The 17,781-nt window shown below is 70.6% G+C and carries 16 protein-coding genes; 10 read left to right on the top strand and 6 right to left on the bottom strand.

Features of this window, described 5'->3' with window-relative positions:
* Window positions 1-64: 64 nt before the first annotated feature.
* Together greA and J7654_RS10180 are read left to right on the top strand one after the other, a co-directional pair.
* Entirely contained in the window at window positions 65-538 is a 474-nt protein-coding gene (gene greA / locus J7654_RS10185) for a transcription elongation factor GreA (RefSeq protein WP_209735796.1), read from the top strand.
* A gap of 128 nt (window positions 539-666) precedes the next feature.
* Complete coding sequence (locus J7654_RS10180; protein ID WP_209735795.1) at window positions 667-1,764, top strand: glycosyltransferase family 4 protein; 1,098 nt, start codon at window positions 667-669, stop codon at window positions 1,762-1,764.
* Here the strand turns inward: J7654_RS10180 and J7654_RS10175 are convergent.
* From J7654_RS10175 to J7654_RS10165, 3 genes are all read right to left on the bottom strand, one after another.
* A complete protein-coding gene (locus tag J7654_RS10175) occupies window positions 1,695-2,504 on the bottom strand; it encodes a glycosyltransferase family 25 protein (RefSeq protein WP_209735794.1) in 810 nt (269 codons plus the stop codon). The two genes, J7654_RS10180 and J7654_RS10175, sit on opposite strands and share 70 nt — an antisense overlap.
* Window positions 2,501-3,889: a TrkH family potassium uptake protein gene (locus J7654_RS10170; RefSeq protein ID WP_209735793.1), complete on the bottom strand. Its 1,389-nt coding sequence runs from the start codon at window positions 3,887-3,889 to the stop codon at window positions 2,501-2,503. The genes J7654_RS10175 and J7654_RS10170 overlap by 4 nt, the downstream gene beginning before the upstream one ends.
* Before the next feature lie 118 nt (window positions 3,890-4,007).
* The gene (locus J7654_RS10165; RefSeq protein WP_209735792.1) at window positions 4,008-5,837 is read right to left on the bottom strand and encodes an ABC transporter ATP-binding protein; all 1,830 of its coding nucleotides are present in this window, start codon (window positions 5,835-5,837) and stop codon (window positions 4,008-4,010) included.
* Between the two features lie 394 nt (window positions 5,838-6,231).
* Here J7654_RS10165 and trxB point away from each other — a divergent pair, with 394 nt between their 5' ends.
* From trxB to J7654_RS10150, 3 genes are all read left to right on the top strand, one after another.
* Complete coding sequence (gene trxB / locus J7654_RS10160) at window positions 6,232-7,203, top strand: thioredoxin-disulfide reductase (RefSeq protein WP_209735791.1); 972 nt, start codon at window positions 6,232-6,234, stop codon at window positions 7,201-7,203.
* A gap of 45 nt (window positions 7,204-7,248) precedes the next feature.
* The gene (locus tag J7654_RS10155) at window positions 7,249-8,145 is read left to right on the top strand and encodes a LysR family transcriptional regulator (RefSeq protein WP_209735790.1); all 897 of its coding nucleotides are present in this window, start codon (window positions 7,249-7,251) and stop codon (window positions 8,143-8,145) included.
* A gap of 233 nt (window positions 8,146-8,378) precedes the next feature.
* Entirely contained in the window at window positions 8,379-10,163 is a 1,785-nt protein-coding gene (locus tag J7654_RS10150) for a DEAD/DEAH box helicase (RefSeq protein WP_209735789.1), read from the top strand.
* Window positions 10,164-10,225: 62 nt separating this feature from the next.
* On the opposite strand, the gene J7654_RS10145 is transcribed toward J7654_RS10150, so the two are convergent.
* Window positions 10,226-11,431: a pyridoxal phosphate-dependent aminotransferase gene (locus J7654_RS10145; RefSeq protein WP_209735788.1), complete on the bottom strand. Its 1,206-nt coding sequence runs from the start codon at window positions 11,429-11,431 to the stop codon at window positions 10,226-10,228.
* Between the two features lie 204 nt (window positions 11,432-11,635).
* On the opposite strand from J7654_RS10145, the gene J7654_RS10140 reads away from it, so the two are divergent.
* A complete protein-coding gene (locus J7654_RS10140) occupies window positions 11,636-12,256 on the top strand; it encodes a glutathione S-transferase family protein (RefSeq protein ID WP_209735787.1) in 621 nt (206 codons plus the stop codon).
* Window positions 12,257-12,308: 52 nt separating this feature from the next.
* Here the strand turns inward: J7654_RS10140 and J7654_RS10135 are convergent, their stop codons facing one another.
* The gene (locus tag J7654_RS10135) at window positions 12,309-12,809 is read right to left on the bottom strand and encodes a PRC-barrel domain-containing protein (RefSeq protein WP_209735786.1); all 501 of its coding nucleotides are present in this window, start codon (window positions 12,807-12,809) and stop codon (window positions 12,309-12,311) included.
* Window positions 12,810-12,979: 170 nt separating this feature from the next.
* On the opposite strand from J7654_RS10135, the gene J7654_RS10130 reads away from it, so the two are divergent.
* The 3 genes from J7654_RS10130 (at window position 12,980) to J7654_RS10120 (ending at window position 15,154) form a co-directional block, all read left to right on the top strand.
* Window positions 12,980-13,921 (top strand): DMT family transporter, encoded by a 942-nt coding sequence (locus J7654_RS10130; protein ID WP_209735785.1) that lies wholly within the window; start codon window positions 12,980-12,982, stop codon window positions 13,919-13,921.
* Window positions 13,885-14,289: an acyl-CoA thioesterase gene (locus tag J7654_RS10125; protein WP_209735784.1), complete on the top strand. Its 405-nt coding sequence runs from the start codon at window positions 13,885-13,887 to the stop codon at window positions 14,287-14,289. Before J7654_RS10130 ends, J7654_RS10125 begins: the two co-directional genes overlap by 37 nt.
* A gap of 64 nt (window positions 14,290-14,353) precedes the next feature.
* On the top strand, window positions 14,354-15,154 hold the full coding sequence (locus tag J7654_RS10120; protein ID WP_209735783.1) for a BUD32 family EKC/KEOPS complex subunit: 801 nt from the start codon (window positions 14,354-14,356) through the stop codon (window positions 15,152-15,154).
* A gap of 3 nt (window positions 15,155-15,157) precedes the next feature.
* On the opposite strand, the gene J7654_RS18350 is transcribed toward J7654_RS10120, so the two are convergent.
* Window positions 15,158-16,489, bottom strand: coding sequence for an extensin family protein (locus tag J7654_RS18350; RefSeq protein WP_245195457.1), 1,332 nt, complete (start codon window positions 16,487-16,489; stop codon window positions 15,158-15,160).
* A 229-nt stretch (window positions 16,490-16,718) separates the two neighbouring features.
* Here J7654_RS18350 and J7654_RS10110 point away from each other — a divergent pair, with 229 nt between their 5' ends.
* The gene (locus J7654_RS10110) at window positions 16,719-17,735 is read left to right on the top strand and encodes a LysM peptidoglycan-binding domain-containing protein (RefSeq protein WP_209735782.1); all 1,017 of its coding nucleotides are present in this window, start codon (window positions 16,719-16,721) and stop codon (window positions 17,733-17,735) included.
* Window positions 17,736-17,781 lie beyond the last annotated feature (46 nt).

The raw sequence follows: 17,781 nt of genomic DNA, 5'->3' as shown, positions 1-17,781 counted from the left end.
TGCCGGCCAACGAAAGAAGGGGGCTCCGGTACGCACGCCGGCGCCCCGGCGATGAGGTGATGGCATGGAAAAGGTCCCGATGACCGTGAGCGGGTTCGAGGCCCTGAAGGAGGAGCTGCGCCGCCGCCAACAGGAGGAGCGCCCGCGCATCATCCAGGCGATCTCGGAGGCGCGCGCCCATGGCGACCTTTCGGAGAATGCCGAGTATCATTCGGCCAAGGAATCGCAGAGCCTGAACGAGGGCCGCATCTCCGAGCTGGAGGATCTGACCGCGCGCGCCGAGGTCATCGACGTCTCCAAGCTCTCGGGCGAGAAGATCAAGTTCGGCGCCACCGTCAAGCTGGTGGACGAGGACACCGAGGAGGAGAAGACCTACCAGATCGTCGGCGAGCAGGAAGCCGACGTGAAGCAGGGCCGCATCTCCGTTACCTCCCCCATCGCGCGCGCCCTCATCGGCAAGGGCGAGGGCGACACGGTGGAAGTGGCCGCCCCCGGCGGCGCGCGCTCCTACGAGGTGCTCGAGATCCGCTGGGTCTGACGGCATTCCGTGACGCCGCGAACAAGGGCCGGAGCCGTCGCCCGCGCGGCGCATGAGGCAAGCGCGCCGGCCGTCTCGCATCGCGAGTCGGTCCGCGCCCTCCTGCCCGCGGCCGGGAAAGCCTGACCATGGACATGCGCGAATGCGAGGTCATCGCCCCGAACTTCAAGAAGCGGCTGTCGGGCGTCACCTCCACCATCATCCAGCTCGTGCCCGTGCAGTCGCGGGCGCTGGGAATCGCGGTGCTCGGCCCCGGCCTGCCCGCTTCCCTGCCGCGCCTTCGCCTCTCGCAGCTTCCCGGTCTATGGCGCGCGCCGCGCGGGCGCATGGTGCGCGTCTGGCACGCGCGCCGCAATGTGGAGATGCTGCCCGGCATCGTGATGCGCGACCTGTTGCGAATGCCGCTGAAGCTCGTCTTCACCTCCGCCTCCCAGCGCCGGCACACCGCCTATACGAAATGGCTGATCGGCCGCATGGACGCGGTGGTGGCCACCAGCGCGCGCACGGGCTCCTATCTCGACGGCGCCCATGAGGTCATCCTCCACGGCATCGACACGCAGCGCTTCCATCCCGCGCCGGACAAGGCGGCCGCCAAGGCCGCGCTCGGCCTGCCGGCGGAGCAGAAGATCGTGGGCTGTTTCGGGCGCGTGCGCCGGCAGAAGGGCACGGACCTCTTCGTCGATGCGATGATCGCGCTCCTGCCCGCGCGCCCCGGCTGGACGGCCATCGTCGCCGGCCGGGCCACCGGCCCGCACGAGTCCTTCGAGGCCGGCTTGAGGCGCAGGGTCGCGGAGGCGGGCCTTGCCGAGCGTATCCTCTTCGTCGGCGAGCACACGAACATCCCCCCCTGGTATCGCGCGCTCGATCTCTTCGTCGCGCCGCAGCGCTGGGAGGGCTTCGGCCTCACCCCGCTGGAGGCGATGGCGAGCGGCGTGCCGGTCGTGGCGGCCGATGTCGGGGCTTTCAGCGAAATCATCGTCACCGGGTCGGGCGAGACCGGCATCATCGTGCCGGCCGGCCAAGCGGACGCGATGGCGCGGGCCGCCGGCGCGCTGATGGACGAGGACGGCCGGCGCATCGCGGCCGGCGCGAATGCACGCGCGCATGTGGCCGCGCGTTTTTCCATCGAAAACGAGGCGCGGGCGCTGGAAGCGGTCTACCGGCGGCTGATGGGCGGTTCCCCGGCGTCCGGGCGCACGCCCTCGTCGAGCGCGACGCGCCTGTAGTCGGCCCTCGTCAGCCGGGCGGCATGGTGCAGGGCGAGCCGGAGCTGCGTGCCCACGCGCCGGGCGAGGAAGCGTGCATTGGCCGGCGCCACGGCCAGCCTCTCGCGCCGCGCCTGCACGCTGCTGGCGGCCTGGGCGCCGATCCCGCGCTGGGCGAGGACATGCGTCTGCGCGGCCAGCGCCGGCTCGCAGAGCCAGGCCTCCAGCCCCGCGCCGTGGATGAAGGCGTCGGCGGGGGCCGCGCCCTTCTCGGCCCGCAGAAGGAGCTTGCGCGCGCCCGAGGGCCACAGGAGATAGGCCGCCGAACCCGCCTTGTCGCGATAGAGCCGGATGCGGGAGAGTCCCGGCCCGAGCGGCCGCGCGCCATGGCGCGCCACGAAGCGGCGCTTGCCGAAATCCTCGAAGTTCAGAAGATCGACGCCCTCCAGCGCCTCGGCCGCCGCCAGCGCGTCGAGGATGCGCGGCGACAGCACGGCGTCGTCCTCCAGGATCAGCGCCGGCCGCCCCTCCTCCACGATCCGCTCCCAGAGGGCGTGGTGCGAGAGGAAGCAGGCGAGTTCGGGAAGCGAGAGCGGCCGCTCCCAGGAGCGCCCCAGCGCGGCCGCGCGGGCCGGCGTGATCTCGGCCGCCTCCACCGCCCGCACCCGCTCCAGCCCCAGCCCCAGCCGCCGCCCCTGGCGCTCCATCGCCAGGCGGCGCTCCCCGGCCCGGTCGAGATTGATAAAGCGGCAGGGGATCATCGGTCCCTCCAGAAATCGGGGGAGAGGAGGATGAGCACGGTGACGATCTCCAGCCGCCCCACCAGCATCAGGAAGGACAGCACCCAGAGGGCGCCGTCCGGCAGGGCGGAGAAATTGCCGGCCGGGCCGATGAGCGGCCCGAAGCCCGGCCCCACATTGCCCACCGCCGAAAGCGAGCCGGAGAAGGCGGAGAGGAAATCGACGCCCAGCATCGTCATCGCGATCGTGCCGGCCACGACGAGCACGAGATAGAGCGTGATGAAGATCATCAGCGTCTCGATCATCGCGGGAGTGATGTCGATCCGCCCGTATTTCAGCCGCTCCACCGCGTGCGGGCGAAGGAGGCGGCGGAAATTGGCGCTGACGAGAGAGAAGAGGATGACGAGCCTGTTGACCTTGAAGCCGCCCGCCGTCGAGCCCGCGCAGCCGCCGATGAACAGCGCCGGAAGGAGGATGCCCAGCGCCGCGTTCGGCCAGAGCATGTAGTCCTGCGTGGAAAAGCCCGTGGTGGTGATGAGCGAGATGAGGTTGAAGAAGCCCGTCAGCAGCGCGGTGCCCGCCGCCACGCCTTCCAGGAAATAGCGCACGGCCGAGAGCGCGAGGCCGAACACGAGGCAGATGGCGAGGAAGACCAGGACCTGCGGGTCCGACCAGCGCTGGAACGAGCGCGGCAGGAAGATGCGGATGTAGAGGACCGCCGGCAGCGCCCCCAGCGTCATGAACAGGATGGCGACGAGGAGGATGGCGGGCGTGCCGTAGCGCCCCAGCGAAGCATCGTGGGTGGAGAAGCCGGCCGTGGTCACGGTCGTCATGGCGTGGTTCACGGCGTCGAACAGCCCCATGCCCGCGAGGTAGTAGGCCGCCGCGCAGGCGAAGGTCAGCCCGCCGTAGACCCAGACGAGCGCGCTGGCGAGCTGGCTGAAGCGCGGCAGGAGCTTGTCGGAGCGGTCCGAGCTTTCGAGCTGGAACAGCGACTGCCCGCCGCCGCGAAGCTGCGGCAGGATCAGCACCATCATGGCCACGAGGCCGATGCCGCCCAGCCATTGCAGGAGCGAGCGCCACAGAAGCACGCCGCGCGGCATGGAATCGAGCCCCGTCAGCGCCGTGCCGCCGGTCGTCGTCACGCCCGAGACCGCCTCGTAGACGGCCGTCTCGAAAGTGATGCCGAGGCCGGAGAGATAAAGCGGCAGCGCGCCGACGACGGAGGCGGTGAGCCAGACGCAGGTCACGAGCAGGAAGCCGAGGCGCTGCGTCATCACGATGCGCTCGCCGCGCGTGGCCACGGCCACCAGCGCGCAGACCGCCGCCACCAGCGCGCTCGATCCGATGAAGACGACCCAGTCGTCATTGTGGTCGGCATGGTCCACCAGCGCGGGCAGCAGCATCGCGGCGGCAAGCGCGATGCCGAAGAGCGAGGCGACGTGGGCGAGCGACCTGAAGATGGGAGCCTCCCCCGGCTGGGCCGACCGGCCGGCGAGGCCGGCCGGTCGGGGCGCCCACCTTCTACCGGCTCGCCCCCTCGCGCGCAATCCGCCCGCCCGCTTGCGCGGCGAATGCGCCGTCCTGCCGCTCCGACAGGCGTCGATAGAGCCCGTCCCGGCGAATCAGGGCGGCGTGGCTGCCGTCCTCCACGATGCGCCCCCGGTCGAAGACGAGGATGCGGTCGAGGTCGCGCACCGTGGAGAGGCGGTGGGCGATGACGAGCGCGGTGCGCCCGGCCATCAGCCGCTCCATCGCCGCCTGGATCAGCGCCTCCGATTCCGAATCGAGGCTCGATGTCGCCTCGTCGAGAATGAGGATCGGCGCGTCGGCCAGGAAGGCGCGGGCGAGCGCGATGCGCTGCCGCTCGCCCCCGGAGAGCTTCACGCCCCGCTCGCCCACCAGCGTGTCGTAGCCGCGCGGCAGGCGGTCGATGAAGCCGCTTGCGCTCGCCAGCTCCGCCGCCCGCTCCACCTCGGCCCGGCTGGCGCCCGGCCGGCCATAGGCGATATTCTCGGTGAGCGTGCGGTGGAACAGGATCGGCTCCTGCGGCACCACCGCGATCTGCCGGCGCAGGTCCCTCAGCCGCACGGCCGAGATATCCCGCCCGTCCACCGTGATCCGCCCGTCCGTCACGTCGTAGAACCGCTGCACGAGCTTGACGAAGGTCGTCTTGCCCGAGCCGGAGCGGCCCACGAGCCCGACGCTCTGCCCGCCGGCGATCGTCACCGACAGGTCGTCGTAGAGCGGCGTCTCGTGGCGGCCGTAGCGGAAGCGCACGGCCTCGAAGCGAATCTCGCCGCGCTCCACCGAGAGCGGCTCCGCCTGCGGGCGATCGGCGATTCCCGGCTCCTCCCCGTAGAGGTCCACCAGCTCCTCCATCTCGTTCACCGAGCGCTGGAGGTTGTTCACATGCATGCCGATGTCGCGCAGGTAGCCGTGCACCACGAAGTAGGTGGTCAGCACATAGGCCACGTCGCCGGGGCTCGCCTGCCCGCGCACCCACAGCCACAGCGCGGTCGCCGCGATGGCGAGGCGCATCGTCCACAGGAGCGCGTTCTGCAAGGTGCCTGTCAGCGTCCCGCGCATCCAGGCATGGCGCGTCATCCGGCGCCAGCGCCGCACCGCGCCGGCGAAGCGCTCCTCTTCCCGCTCCTCGGCCGCGAAGGCCTTCACCACGCCGTTGCAGGCCAGCGCATCGGCCAGGACGCCGCCCATGCGCGTGTCCAGCCGGTTCGCGACCCGCGCCACGGGCGCGACGTAGCGCGTGGCAAGCAGCACCGTCGCCGCCACATAGGCGCCCGAGCCGAGCGCCATGACAAGGCCCATCACCGGCCAGGTCCAGCCCAGCAGCGCGACCGTGCCGACGAGCACCACCGCCGAGGGCAGCAGCGCCAGCAGCAGCACGTCGTGCAGGATGTCGAGCGACCACATGCCGCGCGTGATCTGGCGCACGACCGAGCCGGAGAAGGCATTGGCGTGCCAGTCGGTGGAGAAGCGCTGGACGCGCGCGAAACCCTCGCGCGACACCTTGTCCATGATGCGCAGCGTCATCGGCACGATGAGGCTCCACGCCAGATGGCGGAAGAGAAGAAACGTGACGCCGAGCCCCGCCATGGCGGCGAGCGCCGGCAGGGCGCCCGCCAGCCCCGCGGCGGGGTCGCCGGGATGGGCGGCGATGGCGTCCACCAGCCGGCCGGCCGTGATCGGCACGAGGATGTCGGCGAGCGTCGCCACGGTGATGCTGGCCGCGATGGAGCCGACGAGCAGCTTCTCGTCGCGCCAGTTGCCGAAGGTGAAGGACAGGACCCGGCCCAGCGCGTCGGAGCGCCGGCGGCGTTTGTGATGGCTCATGATGGTCTTCGGCGCCCGAAGGCACCGTCCCGATGGAGCGTCGCGGGCCTTAAAAAGCCGGCGCGTCCTCAAACAGTCATGGAAAAATGCGCGGGAAGCGCGGGCGGCGCTGGCCGGCGGGTCAGGCCGAAGGGCGACCCTGCCCGGCCACGGAGACGGCGTATCCGCCTGGGAAAGCAGCGTTCGACATCGAATTCATGCGCCTCCCTCTCCATCTTGCTCGACCGGGAAATTTCCGTTTAGCCCGCTTCCCTCACGCCGGGCAACCGCCCGGCGAACGCTGCCGCCTCACTGTTGCCATCCTGCACCATTGTTGTGTCGGCCCCTGCCCTCCACTATTGAAAACAGGCAGCGCGGCGTCCACCTGCCCGCGTGATCGAACGGACCGCTTGTCATGACCGAACGCCACGCCGACATTCTCATCATCGGCTCCGGCCCGGCGGGGTACACCGCCGCCATCTATGCCGCCCGCGCCATGATGAAGCCGTTGATCGTCGCCGGCCTTCAGGAAGGCGGCCAGCTCACCATCACCACCGATGTGGAGAACTATCCCGGCTTCCGCGATCCCATCCAGGGGCCTTGGCTGATGGAGGAGATGAAGGCGCAGGCCGTCCATGTCGGCGCCGAGATCGTCTCCGACCTCATCGTGGAGGCCGACCTCTCGCGCCGTCCGTTCCGGCTCACCGGCGACGGGGGGCAGATCTACACCTGCGACGCGCTGATCGTGGCCACCGGCGCGCAGGCCAAGTGGCTGGGCCTCGATTCGGAAGCCGATTTCCAGGGCTTCGGCGTGTCGGCCTGCGCCACCTGCGACGGTTTCTTCTACCGGGGCAAGGATGTCGTGGTGGTGGGCGGCGGCAACACGGCGGTGGAGGAGGCGCTCTATCTCGCCCACATCGCCAAATCCGTCACCGTGGTTCACCGCCGCTCCGAGTTCCGGGCCGAGCGCATCCTCCAGAACCGCCTGATGGCGCTGGAGAACGTGCGGATCGTGTGGGACAGCGAGATCGCCGAGATCGTGGGCGCGCACCAGCCGATGAAGTCGGTGACGGGCGTGAAGCTGCGTCATCGCGCCAGCGGCGAGATATCCGAGATCGCGGCCGACGGCGTCTTCATCGCCATCGGCCATGCGCCGGCGACCGAGCTTTTCGCGGGCAAGCTGCGCCAGAAGCCCGGCGGCTATCTCTGGGTGGAGCCGGGCACGACGAAAACGTCTGTGGAGGGCGTCTTCGCGGCGGGCGACGTGGCCGACGACGTCTATCGGCAGGCGGTGACGGCGGCAGGGCTGGGATGCATGGCGGCGCTGGAGGCGGAGCGCTGGCTCGCGGCCGAGCGCACCGAGGAGCACGCGCAGGCGGCGGAATAAACGACAAGCCGGCCGCTCACAGAGCCGGCGACGAGGGGACGGACAATGGCGCTCGACTGGGACAAGCTGCGCATCTTCCATGCGGCAGCCGAGGCCGGATCCTTCACCCATGCGGCGAACGCGCTGAATCTCAGCCAGTCGGCGATCTCGCGCCAGGTCGCGGCGCTGGAAACCGAGATCGGCACGCCGCTCTTCCACCGGCACGCGCGCGGGCTGGTGCTCTCCGAATCGGGAGAGATCCTCTACCAGACCGCCACCGATGTCCTGAAGCGCCTCGAATCGGTGCGCATGCAGCTCACCGAGACCAAGGAGAAGCCGCAGGGGCGGCTTCGCGTCACCACCACGGTGGGCCTCGGCTCGGGCTGGCTGACCCAGCGCGCGCAGGAGTTCCTGGAGCTCTATCCCGAGCTCGAGCTCCAGCTCGTCTTCGACAACGAGGAGATCGACCTGACCATGCGCAAGGCGGACTGCGCCATCCGCCTGCGCCAGCCGCAGCAGCCGGACCTCATCCAGCGCCGCCTCTTCACCGTGCACATGCATGTCTACGCCTCGCCGGCCTATCTCCAGCGCTACGGCCGGCCCGAGACCATCGAGGACATCGACAAGCACCGCATCATCACCTTCGGCGAGCCGGCGCCGGACTATCTGCGCAATCTCAACATCCTGGAAACGGTGGGGCTGCCCGAAGGGCGCTCGCGCCACAGCGTGTTGCAGATCAACAATCTGATGGCGATGAAGACGGCCATCGAGCGCGGCATCGGCCTCGCCCTCCTGCCGGACTACATGATCGACAAGGAATCGAAGCTGGTGCAGGTGCTGCCGGAGCTGGACCTGGCCTCCTTCGACACCTATCTCTGCTACCCTGAGCAGCTACGCGACGCGGCCAAGCTCAAGGTGTTCCGCGACTTCCTGATCTCCAAGGCGCGCACCTGGTCGTTCTGACCGCTTATGCATATTCGCATGGCAGGCATACCGGATGAGCACTGGTCGTTGCGCAGCTAAGGATTAATCTGCATGTAGTCGGTTGCGAGGGATACCTCCTCCCATTTCTCGCCCGGCCGTTTCCTCCCAAGGGCTCATAGCCCTTACTTTTCAGCCGGGTTCTTCGTGAGCCCGGCTTTTTTTCTGCCTCTCCGACATGCTATCGGCCAAGGGGCTTTCCAAAGGACCCCATCTTGCCGTTCCACTCCCTTCCCGCGCCCCTGGCGTCCGCCCTGCAATCTCGCTCCTATCTGGAGCCAACCCCCGTGCAGGCGGCGATGATCGATCCGGGCGTGGCAGGCCGCGACCTGCTCGTCTCGGCGCAAACCGGCTCCGGCAAGACGGTGGCCTACGGCCTCGCCATGGCGAGCGACCTTCTCACCGACGAGAACCGCCTGCCGGCGCCGGGCGCGCCGCTCGCGCTCGTCGTCGCTCCCACCCGCGAGCTGGCGCTCCAGGTGCAGCGCGAGCTGGAATGGCTTTATGCCGACGCGCGCGCCCAGATCGTCACCTGCGTGGGCGGCATGGATCCGCGCGCCGAGGCGCGGCAATTGTCGCAAGGCGCCCATATCGTCGTCGGCACGCCCGGGCGCCTGCGCGACCATCTGGAGCGCGGGCGGCTGGTGATCGGCAATCTGCGCGCCCTCGTGCTCGACGAGGCGGACGAGATGCTCAATCTGGGCTTCCGCGAGGATCTGGAGTTCATCCTGGAGGCGACGCCCGCCCAGCGGCGCACGCTCCTGTTCTCCGCCACGCTGCCCAAGACCATCGCCGCGCTCGCCAAGCGCTATCAGCGCGATGCGCTGCGTATCGAGGCCACGCGCCAGCGCGAGGCCCATGCCGACATCGAGTATCAGGCGATCCGCATCGCGCCGAACGAGATGGAGCACGCGGTCGTCAACATCCTGCGCTTCCACGAGGCGCCGAGCGCCATCGTCTTCTGCAACACGCGCGAGACCGTGCGCCATCTTCATTCGGGGCTGGTGGAACGCGGCTTCTCGGCCGTGGCCCTGTCCGGGGAGCTGGGCCAGAACGAGCGCAACAGCGCGATGCAGTCGCTGCGCGACGGGCGCGCGCGCGTTTGCGTGGCGACGGACGTGGCCGCGCGCGGCATCGACCTGCCGAGCCTGGGGCTCGTCATCCATGCCGAGTTGCCCAACGATTCGGAAACGCTCCAGCACCGCTCGGGGCGCACCGGGCGCGCGGGCCGCAAGGGCGTCTCGGTCATGCTCGTGCCCATCTCGCGCCGCCGCAAGGCCGAGCGGCTCCTGGCCGAGGCGCGCATCCAGCCGCAATGGGGCGGTGCGCCGGCGGCGGACGCCATCCGCAAGCTCGACGAGGAGCGGCTCCTGGCCGACCCGGTGCTGACGCAGGAGCCCAGCGAGGACGACCTCGCCGTCGCGCGCATGCTTCTGCACAACCGCTCGGCCGAGGAGCTGGCGGCCGCCCTCGCGCGTCTCTACCAGCTCAAGTTGCCGGCGCCCGAGGATGTGTTCGACCCCGGCTTCGGGCGCGACCCCAAGGGGGGCGAGGCGCGCGAGCCCGGCCCCCGCAAGGAGCGCGGCCCCGGCGGGCCGACCGTCTGGTTCCGCCTGGATATCGGCCGGCGCAACGAGGCCGACCCGAAATGGCTGCTGCCGCTCCTGTGCCGTCGCGGCCGGGTGACGAAGCAGGAGATCGGCGCCATCAAGATCTATGACCGCGAGACCAAGTTCGAGGTGGCGGAGGAAGCGGCCAAGAAGTTCCTGAAGTCGGCCGGCGGCGAGCTGGACGACATCACCATCTCGCTGGCGGACGGCGCGCCGCCGGAGGGCGACGGCAAGTCCTTCTCCGGGCCGCGCAACAAGAGCCGGCCGCCCATCGGCAGGTCGTCCTTCGGCCAGCCGCCCGAGGGCAAGCCCCGCGGCCCCTTCTACAAGAAGAAGCTGGGCGCCTCGCAGGGCGAGCGTCCGCATCGCGGCAAGCGCCCGAAGGGCTGATCGACATGAAAAAGGCCCGGTCTTTCGACCGGGCCTTTTTCATGGTCCGAGCGGCCCCGCCTTTACCGGCGCAGGCTGGCGCAGAAGCGCTGGATGCGCCCGCAGGCATCCTCGAGCTGCTCGTCCGAGGCCGCGTAGGAAAGGCGGAAGTTGGGGCCGAGGCCGAAGGCCGCGCCATGGACGACCGCCACGCCTTCCGCCTCCAGAAGCTCGGAGACGAAATCCTCGTCGGTCTCGATCACCTTGCCGCCCTGGGTCTTCGCGCCGATCAGCTCGCGCACCGAGGGGTAGACGTAAAAGGCGCCCTCCGGCGCGGGGCACTGGATGCCCGTCGCCTGGTTCAGCATGGAGACGACGAGGTCGCGGCGCTTCTCGAAGGCCTTGCGGCTTTCGCCGACATAGTCCTGCGGCCCGTTCAGCGCCTCCACCGCCGCCCATTGCGCGATGGAGCAGGCGCCCGAGGTCTGCTGGCCCTGGATCATGTCCATCGCCTTGATGAGGTGCAGCGGCCCGGCGGCATAGCCGATGCGCCAGCCGGTCATGGCATAGGCCTTGGAAACGCCGTTCATCGTCAGCGTGCGATCGTAGAGCGAGGGCTCCACCTGCGCGGGCGTGGTGAAGACGAAGTCGCCATAGACGAGATGCTCGTACATGTCGTCCGTCAGCACCCAGACATGGGGATGCTTCACCAGCACGTCGGCCAGCGCCTTCAGCTCGTCGCGCGTATAAGCCGCGCCCGAGGGGTTGGAGGGCGAGTTGAACAGGAACCACTTGGTCTTCGGCGTGATCGCCGCGTCCAGCGCCTGCGGCGTCACCTTGAAGGCGTCCTCCAGCCTGCCCTCGACGAAGACGGGCGTGCCGCCGCACAGCGCCACCATTTCCGGGTAGCTCACCCAGTAGGGCGCGGGGATGATCACCTCGTCGCCGGGGTTCAGCGTGGCCATGAAGGCGTTGAAGAGGATCTGCTTGCCGCCCGTGCCCACGATGGTCTGCGCGGGGGTGTAGTCGAGGCCGTTCTCGCGCTTGAACTTGGCGACGATCGCCTCGCGCAGCGGCACGATGCCGGCCACCGGCGTGTATTTGGTCTCGCCCCGGCGGATGGCGTCGATGGCGGCGTTCTTGATGTTGTCGGGCGTGTCGAAATCCGGCTCGCCGGCGCCGAGCGAGATGACGTCGCGGCCCTTCGCCTTCAGTTCGCGCGCCTTCTGGGTCACGGCAATGGTGGCGGACGGCTTCACGCGATCGAGGGCGCTCGCAAGAAAGGCCATGGGGCAGGCTCCGGAATCGTCTGGGCGGCAGGCTTCCACGGGCGATCCCCGCGAAAATCGGCGGACCATAGGTCGGTCCCCGGGCCCGCGCAAGGCGCCGGGCCGGCCGCACTCATGAATATGGCTGATGGCTTCGTTCACGCCCGCGAATTGGCCATCGGGCCCGCCACGTGCCAGGCTGGGACCGGAGGAAAAGGAGTTTCCATGATCGCGATTCACGGCATGTCCGACAGCGGCAATTGCTACAAGCCGCGCCTCCTCATGGCGCTGCTCGGCCGCCCCTTCGCCCATGTGGAGGTCTCCGCGCTGGACGGCACCACGCGCACGCAGGAGTTCCTGCGCCTCAATCCCGCCGGGCAGGTGCCTCTCCTCGTCCTGCCGGACGGGCGGCTGCTCGCCGAATCCAACGCCATCCTCTGCTATCTGGGAGACGGCACGCCCTTCGTGCCGGCCGATCCGTTCGAGCGCGCCGGGATGCTGCGCTGGATGTTCTTCGAGCAGAACGTGCACGAGGTCAGCGTCGCGGTGCGGCGCGCGCTCAGCGTCTATCCGTCCCGCAAGGCCGGGGCCACCCCGGAGCGGATGGCGCTGACGCTGGCCGGCGGCAATGCGGCGCTGGACGTGATGGAGCGTCATCTGGCGGGGCGCGACTTCTTCGTGGGCGACGGGCCGACGCTCGCCGACATCGCGCTCTATCCCTACACGGCCAGCGCGCCTGAAGGCGGTTTCGACCTTGCCGGCCGGCCCGCCGTCGCGGCGTGGCTCGCCCGCATCGAGGGCCTGCCCGGCTATCGCCCGCGTCAATGGCTGCCGGATGCGCCATGAAAAAAGGCCGCCCCGGTTTCCCGGAGCGGCCCTTCCTGGAAAGGCGCGGCGCTTAGTTGCGGCCGACCAGCAGCGTGTCGAGATCCACGCCCTCGGCCTGCTCCAGCATCTCGCGCGTCAGCGTCGGGGCCAGCAGGCGGATGTCGTCGCCCTCGACAGCCACCTCGATGGCATTCCAGTCGACCAGCACATCCTTCTCCCCGATGCCGAGGAAGCCGCCGACCTCGATCACCACAGCGGCCACCGTGCCGTCGGCGGAGAGGATGATGTCCTCGACCTCGCCGATCTCCTCGTTATTGGCGCCGTAGACTTCCTCGTCATCGAGATCGTCGGCGAGGAAATGGGCCGGGGCGGCGCCGGCCTGAACCTCGGGCAGCATCACGATGGGCGAGCCGCCCTCCATGCCGGAGGTCGGCGTGGCGGAGCCGGCGATCGGGGCCTCGGTGCCGGCGGCCGGTGCCGTGGTGCCCTCGGTGGCGGGCGCGGTGGTCTGGGCCATCGCGGCGCCGCTCATGAGAGTGGCGAGGCCGGCGGCGAGAACGAACGTCTTCATGAAAGAAGCCTTTCTGTACTGATACGCAAAAGCGGCCGGTCCGCGGTTCGTCTCGGCCGCCTTGTTCGGCAGGTAAAGGCACGGCGGCGGCGATTGGTTCCCCCCGTCGTTTCCCTTCGCGCCGCCCGGTGCTACACGCGCCCCACCCCACAGGACGTCCCCAAGCCCGCATGAGCCGCGCCAGCGCCAACCTCCTCCTTTGCCTGACGGCCGCCATCTGGGGCCTGGGCTTCATCGCCCAGTCCACCGCCATGCAGGCGATCGGGCCGTGGACCTACAACGCGACGCGGTTCGGGCTGGCCGCCGCCGTTCTCGTGCCCTTCGCGCTGGCGGAGCGCCGCCGCGCCGGCCCCATGCCCCCGCGCAAGCTGGCGGGCTTCGCGCTGGTGGGCCTCATCCTGTTCGCGGCCGCCGGCCTTCAGCAATTCGGCATCAGCCAGACGAGCGTGACGAATGCCGGCTTCCTCACCGGCCTCTACGTCGTCCTCACGCCTCTCATCGCACTGGTGCTCACGCGCAGCGTGCCCCATCCGGTGGTCTGGCCGGCCGCCGTCGTCGCCTTCTGCGGCATCGCCGCCATCGCCGGAGGCGCCCTCGACGGGCTCAATGCCGGCGACGGGCTGGTGATTGCGGGGGCCGTGTTCTGGGCTCTGCACATCGTCGCCATCGAGCGGTTCGGCCGGGCGGATCGCGGCCCCTTCACCCTGTCGCTGGTGCAGTTCGCCATCGTGGCGCTTCTCTCGGCGCCCGGCGCGGTGGTGGAAGCCCCCTCCGGCGCCGCCCTGGCGGCGGCGCTGCCGGAGATCCTCTATGGCGGGCTCGTCGCCACGGCCCTGGCCATCACCCTCCAGGTCGTGGCGCAGGCCCATACGCCCGCCTCGCAGGTGGCGATCTTCCTTTCGGGCGAGGCGCTCTTCGCCGCCCTGTTCAGCTTCATCCTCCTCGGCGAGCGGCTCAGCGCCGGCGCATGGCTGGGTTGCGCCATGGTCTTCCTCGCCATGCTTGCGGTGGAGCTGGTGCCGATGCGACCTTGGGCGGCCCGTCCATCATCATCATCAGGAAAGCAGGCAGACGAATGGATGCACAAGAGGAAACGCCGCGCGGAGAGCTGACCGTCCGCGTTCCCGCCATGCCGGCCGACGCCAATGCGGCGGGCGACATCTTCGGGGGCTGGGTCATGTCGCAGATGGACCTGGCCGCCGGCATCCGCGGCGCCGAGCGCGCGGGCGGGCGGGTCGTCACCATGGCCGTCAACAGCCTCGTCTTCCGCCGCCCCGTGAAGGTGGGCGACGTCCTGTGCGTCTACACAAGTGTCGAATCGATCGGGCGAAGCTCCATGACGCTGGCGGTGGAAGCGTTCGCGCGCCGCTATGTCAATCATGAGCGCGTGAAGGTGACGGAGGGCACCTTCGTCAAGGTGGCGCTCGACGGCGAGGGGCGCCCCACCCCCGTTCCGGCCGAGCCGCCCTCGCTGCCCTGAGAGGCATCGGGCGCCTCGCCCGGCGCATTTGCGCCGGGCCCGCGCGGCGTTCTATGACGCCGCCATGACAGACCCCGCACCCTCGTCCCCCGTCCATGACAGCCACGCCCTCCTCGCATTGGCGCGCGGCGGCGCACGGCGGGTGGAGCGGATCGAACTGGCCGGGCGGGCCTACTGGGCCAAGCGGCCGGGCACGGCGGAAGGCGGCCGCTGGCACGCGGCGCAGGCCCTTCTCTCGCGCACCCTGCCGCTGCCGATCCTGCGCCCCACGGTCAGCCGGGGCGGCGACGCAGCCGCCGGCGGGGAGGCGCAACGGATCGAGGCCTTCCGCCGCGCCGGCTTTCACGTGCCCGATATCGCCGCACGGGCGCCGGGGCTGCTGATCCTGTCCGATATCGGCCCCAATCTGGGCACGGTGCGCCAGCATCTTTCGGCCGAAGCCTTCGGGCAGGTGCTGCGGATGGCGGCAGAGACCCTCGGCCGCGCCCACGCGGCCGGCCTCGTCCACGGCCGCCCCAGCCTTCGCGACCTGACCTATGACGGCCGGGCCATCGGCTTTCTCGATTTCGAGGAGGACCCCCGCGCCGTGATGCCGCTGGCCAGCGCCCAGGCGCGAGACCTGTGGCTGTTCTTCTGCCAGCTCGCGGCGGCGGGCGTGCGGCCCGAGGCGCAGGGCGCGGCGCTGGTCGCCTACCGCCCCTTCCTCACGCCCGAGGTGCAAGCGGCGCTGCGCCCGCTGCTGACCCTGGTGGCCGGCGCGGGCCGCCTCGTCATGCCGCTCGCCCGCCCCTTTGCCGGCCGCGACCTCGTCGCCCCCATCGAAGCCAGCCGCCTCATGCGTGCCGGGCTTTCGGGAGCGGCCTGAGAACTATTTGCAGACCGAGCGCGAGCGCGTCTTCACGTCGAAGTGGAGGTGGTCGTCATGCGCCTTGTTGTAGCCGGGCCCCAGCACCGTGCCGAAATAGCGGCAGCCGGCCCGGCGCACATTGTTCTGGAACTTGCGCTCGCGCGGGGAGAACAGGCCCTTGGGCTCCACATCCATGGTGGAGCCGTCCGCGAAACGGAAGCCCCGGATGTCGAGCGCGTTGCCCAGCGCGTGCTCGCTGATGGTGCGCGAGCCGGCGATGCGCGAGCAGCGGTAGGACGAGGCGTTCAGAACGGCCGTCGGGCGTTTCCACAGGGTCCACCGGGCGGCGGAGCGCACGTCGTTGTCCAGCCAGCGCGCGGTTTGGAGCGCGGTCTGGCAGGAGAGCGTCGCCGCCGGCTGCATGGCGATGCCCTTGGCCGCCTGCGTGACGCGGATCGGATTCTGGATGCCGCAGCCGCCGCCATTGCCCACAGGGGAAACCTCGGTGAACTGCACGCCGAGCCTTTGCAGCTCGCGCCGGCACATGGCCTCGCCGCGCGGCAGAGAGCGATAGCCGGTCGGCGTCTTGTCCTCCAGCGCGCCACGCCCCCAGCGGAAGGGGTTCCAGCCCCGGCCACCCTCCTGGCGCTCCGGCCGTGCCTGTTCCACCGCCGCGTAGGACGGCACGGCGGCGGCCGGGCGCGGCGCGGAGGCCGGCGGCGCGACGGCGCCGCGAGCCGCGCCCTGGCCCGGCTGGCCGGAGATCGGCGCGCGCGGCACGGGGCCCCCGGAGGGCGCCGCCATCGGCGCCGGCACGGATCGAGGCACGGGGTCGGCCCCGGACGATCCGTCCCACGGGTCGAACGCCTCGTCCGGCCGGGAGCCGTAGAGGCCGCCCCCGCCGGCATCGTCGATCACGCGTCCGCCTTCCAGCGGCGGCAGGGCGGCCTCCTGCACCGGCGCGGGCTGCCCATAGGAGCTGTCCTGAGGGGCGGGCTGCACCGGGTAGGTGCGGCCGTAGTCGCCCGGGCCGCGCTCATCCGGGGCGACCATCGCCTGGGGCTGCGGCTGGGCCACGGGTTCGAGGAATTGCGGCGGGGTGGGCTGCACGCCGCGAAAATTCGATTGCGCCGGGGTCTCGTATCCGCGCTCGGCCGAGTAGGCGGGACTGGGCACGTAGACCGGCGCCTCGCCGGGACGCGGCGGCGGCGGCACATGCCCGCCCCACACGAGGTTCCCCTGAGACGCATCCGAAAAGCCCTGCGCGAGCGGCAGGCCGGGAAAGGCGCCCGCCGCCGCGGAACACACGGCGGCGAGCGTGACGATGCGCCATCCCCTTTTACGCAGAACCATCAGGAGCGGCCTTTCATCTACCGCGAAACTCGAGCGGATGAGGCAAGCCTAGGAGCGTTTGGTAAGCGAAGGATGAACGAGCCCGTATCAAACTCTCTGTCCACAGCCCTGTGCGGAAAATGAACGAAACCGTCGCCGGCCCGTTCAAGGTGCCTTCAGCTTCGTCCCGCTAGAGGCTGTCATGGGCCGGCGCTCCAGCGCGGACAGGCCGCCCGTAGGGAGAACATTCATGATCAAACGCGCAGTCATCCGCCTCGCGCTGGCCGGCATCCTCGCCGCACCCGTCCTCACCGCCGCCATGCCGGCCGCCCAGGCGCAGTCCTCCTGCGGCGCCACGTGGCGCGTCTCGCCGGGCGACACCCTGTCGGCGATCTCGCGCGCCTGCGGCATACCCGCCGGCGCCATCGAGGCGGCAAACCCGCAGATCGACTGGCGCCGCCTCCAGGTGGGCCAGCGGGTCGATCTGGACATTCGCGGCGGGGGCGGCCCGCGCCCCGGCGGCCCGGCGCGGCCGGAGGGCTACGTCGTGCGCGCCGGCGATACGCTCTCCTCCATCGCGCGCTCCTTCGGCATCTCGCTCCAGGCGCTGCGCGCGGCCAATCCGGGCCTGACGGATCGCGACCTCCAGGTCGGCCGCACCATCTATTTCGCCGGCCCGGGCACGCCCCCCGCCCCGCCGCCCGGCCGCCCCGGCCCCGGCAGGCCGGACAGGGCCGGGATCGAGGTGCGGATCGACGAGCGGGAGAACTTCCCCGGCGGCGGGGTGAGCCTCCTCGTCTCGGGGCTGCGCCCCGGCGACGCGGTGTCGGCCGAGGCCGGCCCCCGCTCCGGGCGCGGGGGCACCGAGGCCGAAACGCGCGCCGACCGGCGCGGCCTCGCCACTCTCCATCTGGACATTCCGCCCCGCTCGCGCCCCGGCGAGCGCTGGGGCTACGAGGTATTCGACGGGCGCGGGCGCGTGGCGGCCGACGGCGCGTTCCGGCTCGGCGAGGAGCCGCGCCGGCCCGGACGCCCCGGCCCCGGCAGGCCCGGCCCGGAGCGCCTCACCCTCAGCGGCGTGCTCACCAACGAGGGCGCCGAGTGCCCTGCCCTGCGCGCCGGGAACGGCCGGCTCTACACGCTGGCGGGCTCGCTCGGCGGCTTCCGGCCCGGCGACCTCGTGAGCATCACCGGGGCGGTGGCGGAGGTTTCCACCTGCATGCAGGGCACCACCATCGCCGTGGATTCCATCCGCCCGGCGCGGTGAGAAACAGGAGTGGAGAAGGGTGAAAGCCCTTCTCCAAACTCGTTTT

It is taken from the genome of Aureimonas populi (genome assembly GCF_017815515.1).
Taxonomy (GTDB): Bacteria; Pseudomonadota; Alphaproteobacteria; order Rhizobiales; family Rhizobiaceae; genus Aureimonas; species Aureimonas populi.
Note: the sequence above shows the minus strand (reverse complement) of the source record. Positions and strands in the feature narration are given on the sequence as shown.

Bases quoted from the DNA above. Each gene is read 5' to 3' on its own strand.
- J7654_RS10170 (WP_209735793.1), bottom strand. From the start codon at position 3,889: ATGCTGCTGCCCGCGCTGGTGGACCATGCCGACCACAATGACGACTGG.
- J7654_RS10175 (WP_209735794.1), bottom strand. From the start codon at position 2,504: ATGATCCCCTGCCGCTTTATCAATCTCGACCGGGCCGGGGAGCGCCGC.
- J7654_RS10155 (WP_209735790.1), top strand. From the start codon at position 7,249: ATGGCGCTCGACTGGGACAAGCTGCGCATCTTCCATGCGGCAGCCGAG.
- J7654_RS18350 (WP_245195457.1), bottom strand. From the start codon at position 16,489: ATGGTTCTGCGTAAAAGGGGATGGCGCATCGTCACGCTCGCCGCCGTG.
- J7654_RS10165 (WP_209735792.1), bottom strand. From the start codon at position 5,837: ATGAGCCATCACAAACGCCGCCGGCGCTCCGACGCGCTGGGCCGGGTC.
- greA (WP_209735796.1), top strand. From the start codon at position 65: ATGGAAAAGGTCCCGATGACCGTGAGCGGGTTCGAGGCCCTGAAGGAG.
- J7654_RS10110 (WP_209735782.1), top strand. From the start codon at position 16,719: ATGATCAAACGCGCAGTCATCCGCCTCGCGCTGGCCGGCATCCTCGCC.
- J7654_RS10135 (WP_209735786.1), bottom strand. From the start codon at position 12,809: ATGAAGACGTTCGTTCTCGCCGCCGGCCTCGCCACTCTCATGAGCGGC.
- J7654_RS10180 (WP_209735795.1), top strand. From the start codon at position 667: ATGGACATGCGCGAATGCGAGGTCATCGCCCCGAACTTCAAGAAGCGG.
- J7654_RS10140 (WP_209735787.1), top strand. From the start codon at position 11,636: ATGATCGCGATTCACGGCATGTCCGACAGCGGCAATTGCTACAAGCCG.
- J7654_RS10120 (WP_209735783.1), top strand. From the start codon at position 14,354: ATGACAGACCCCGCACCCTCGTCCCCCGTCCATGACAGCCACGCCCTC.
- J7654_RS10145 (WP_209735788.1), bottom strand. From the start codon at position 11,431: ATGGCCTTTCTTGCGAGCGCCCTCGATCGCGTGAAGCCGTCCGCCACC.
- J7654_RS10130 (WP_209735785.1), top strand. From the start codon at position 12,980: ATGAGCCGCGCCAGCGCCAACCTCCTCCTTTGCCTGACGGCCGCCATC.
- J7654_RS10125 (WP_209735784.1), top strand. From the start codon at position 13,885: ATGGATGCACAAGAGGAAACGCCGCGCGGAGAGCTGACCGTCCGCGTT.
- trxB (WP_209735791.1), top strand. From the start codon at position 6,232: ATGACCGAACGCCACGCCGACATTCTCATCATCGGCTCCGGCCCGGCG.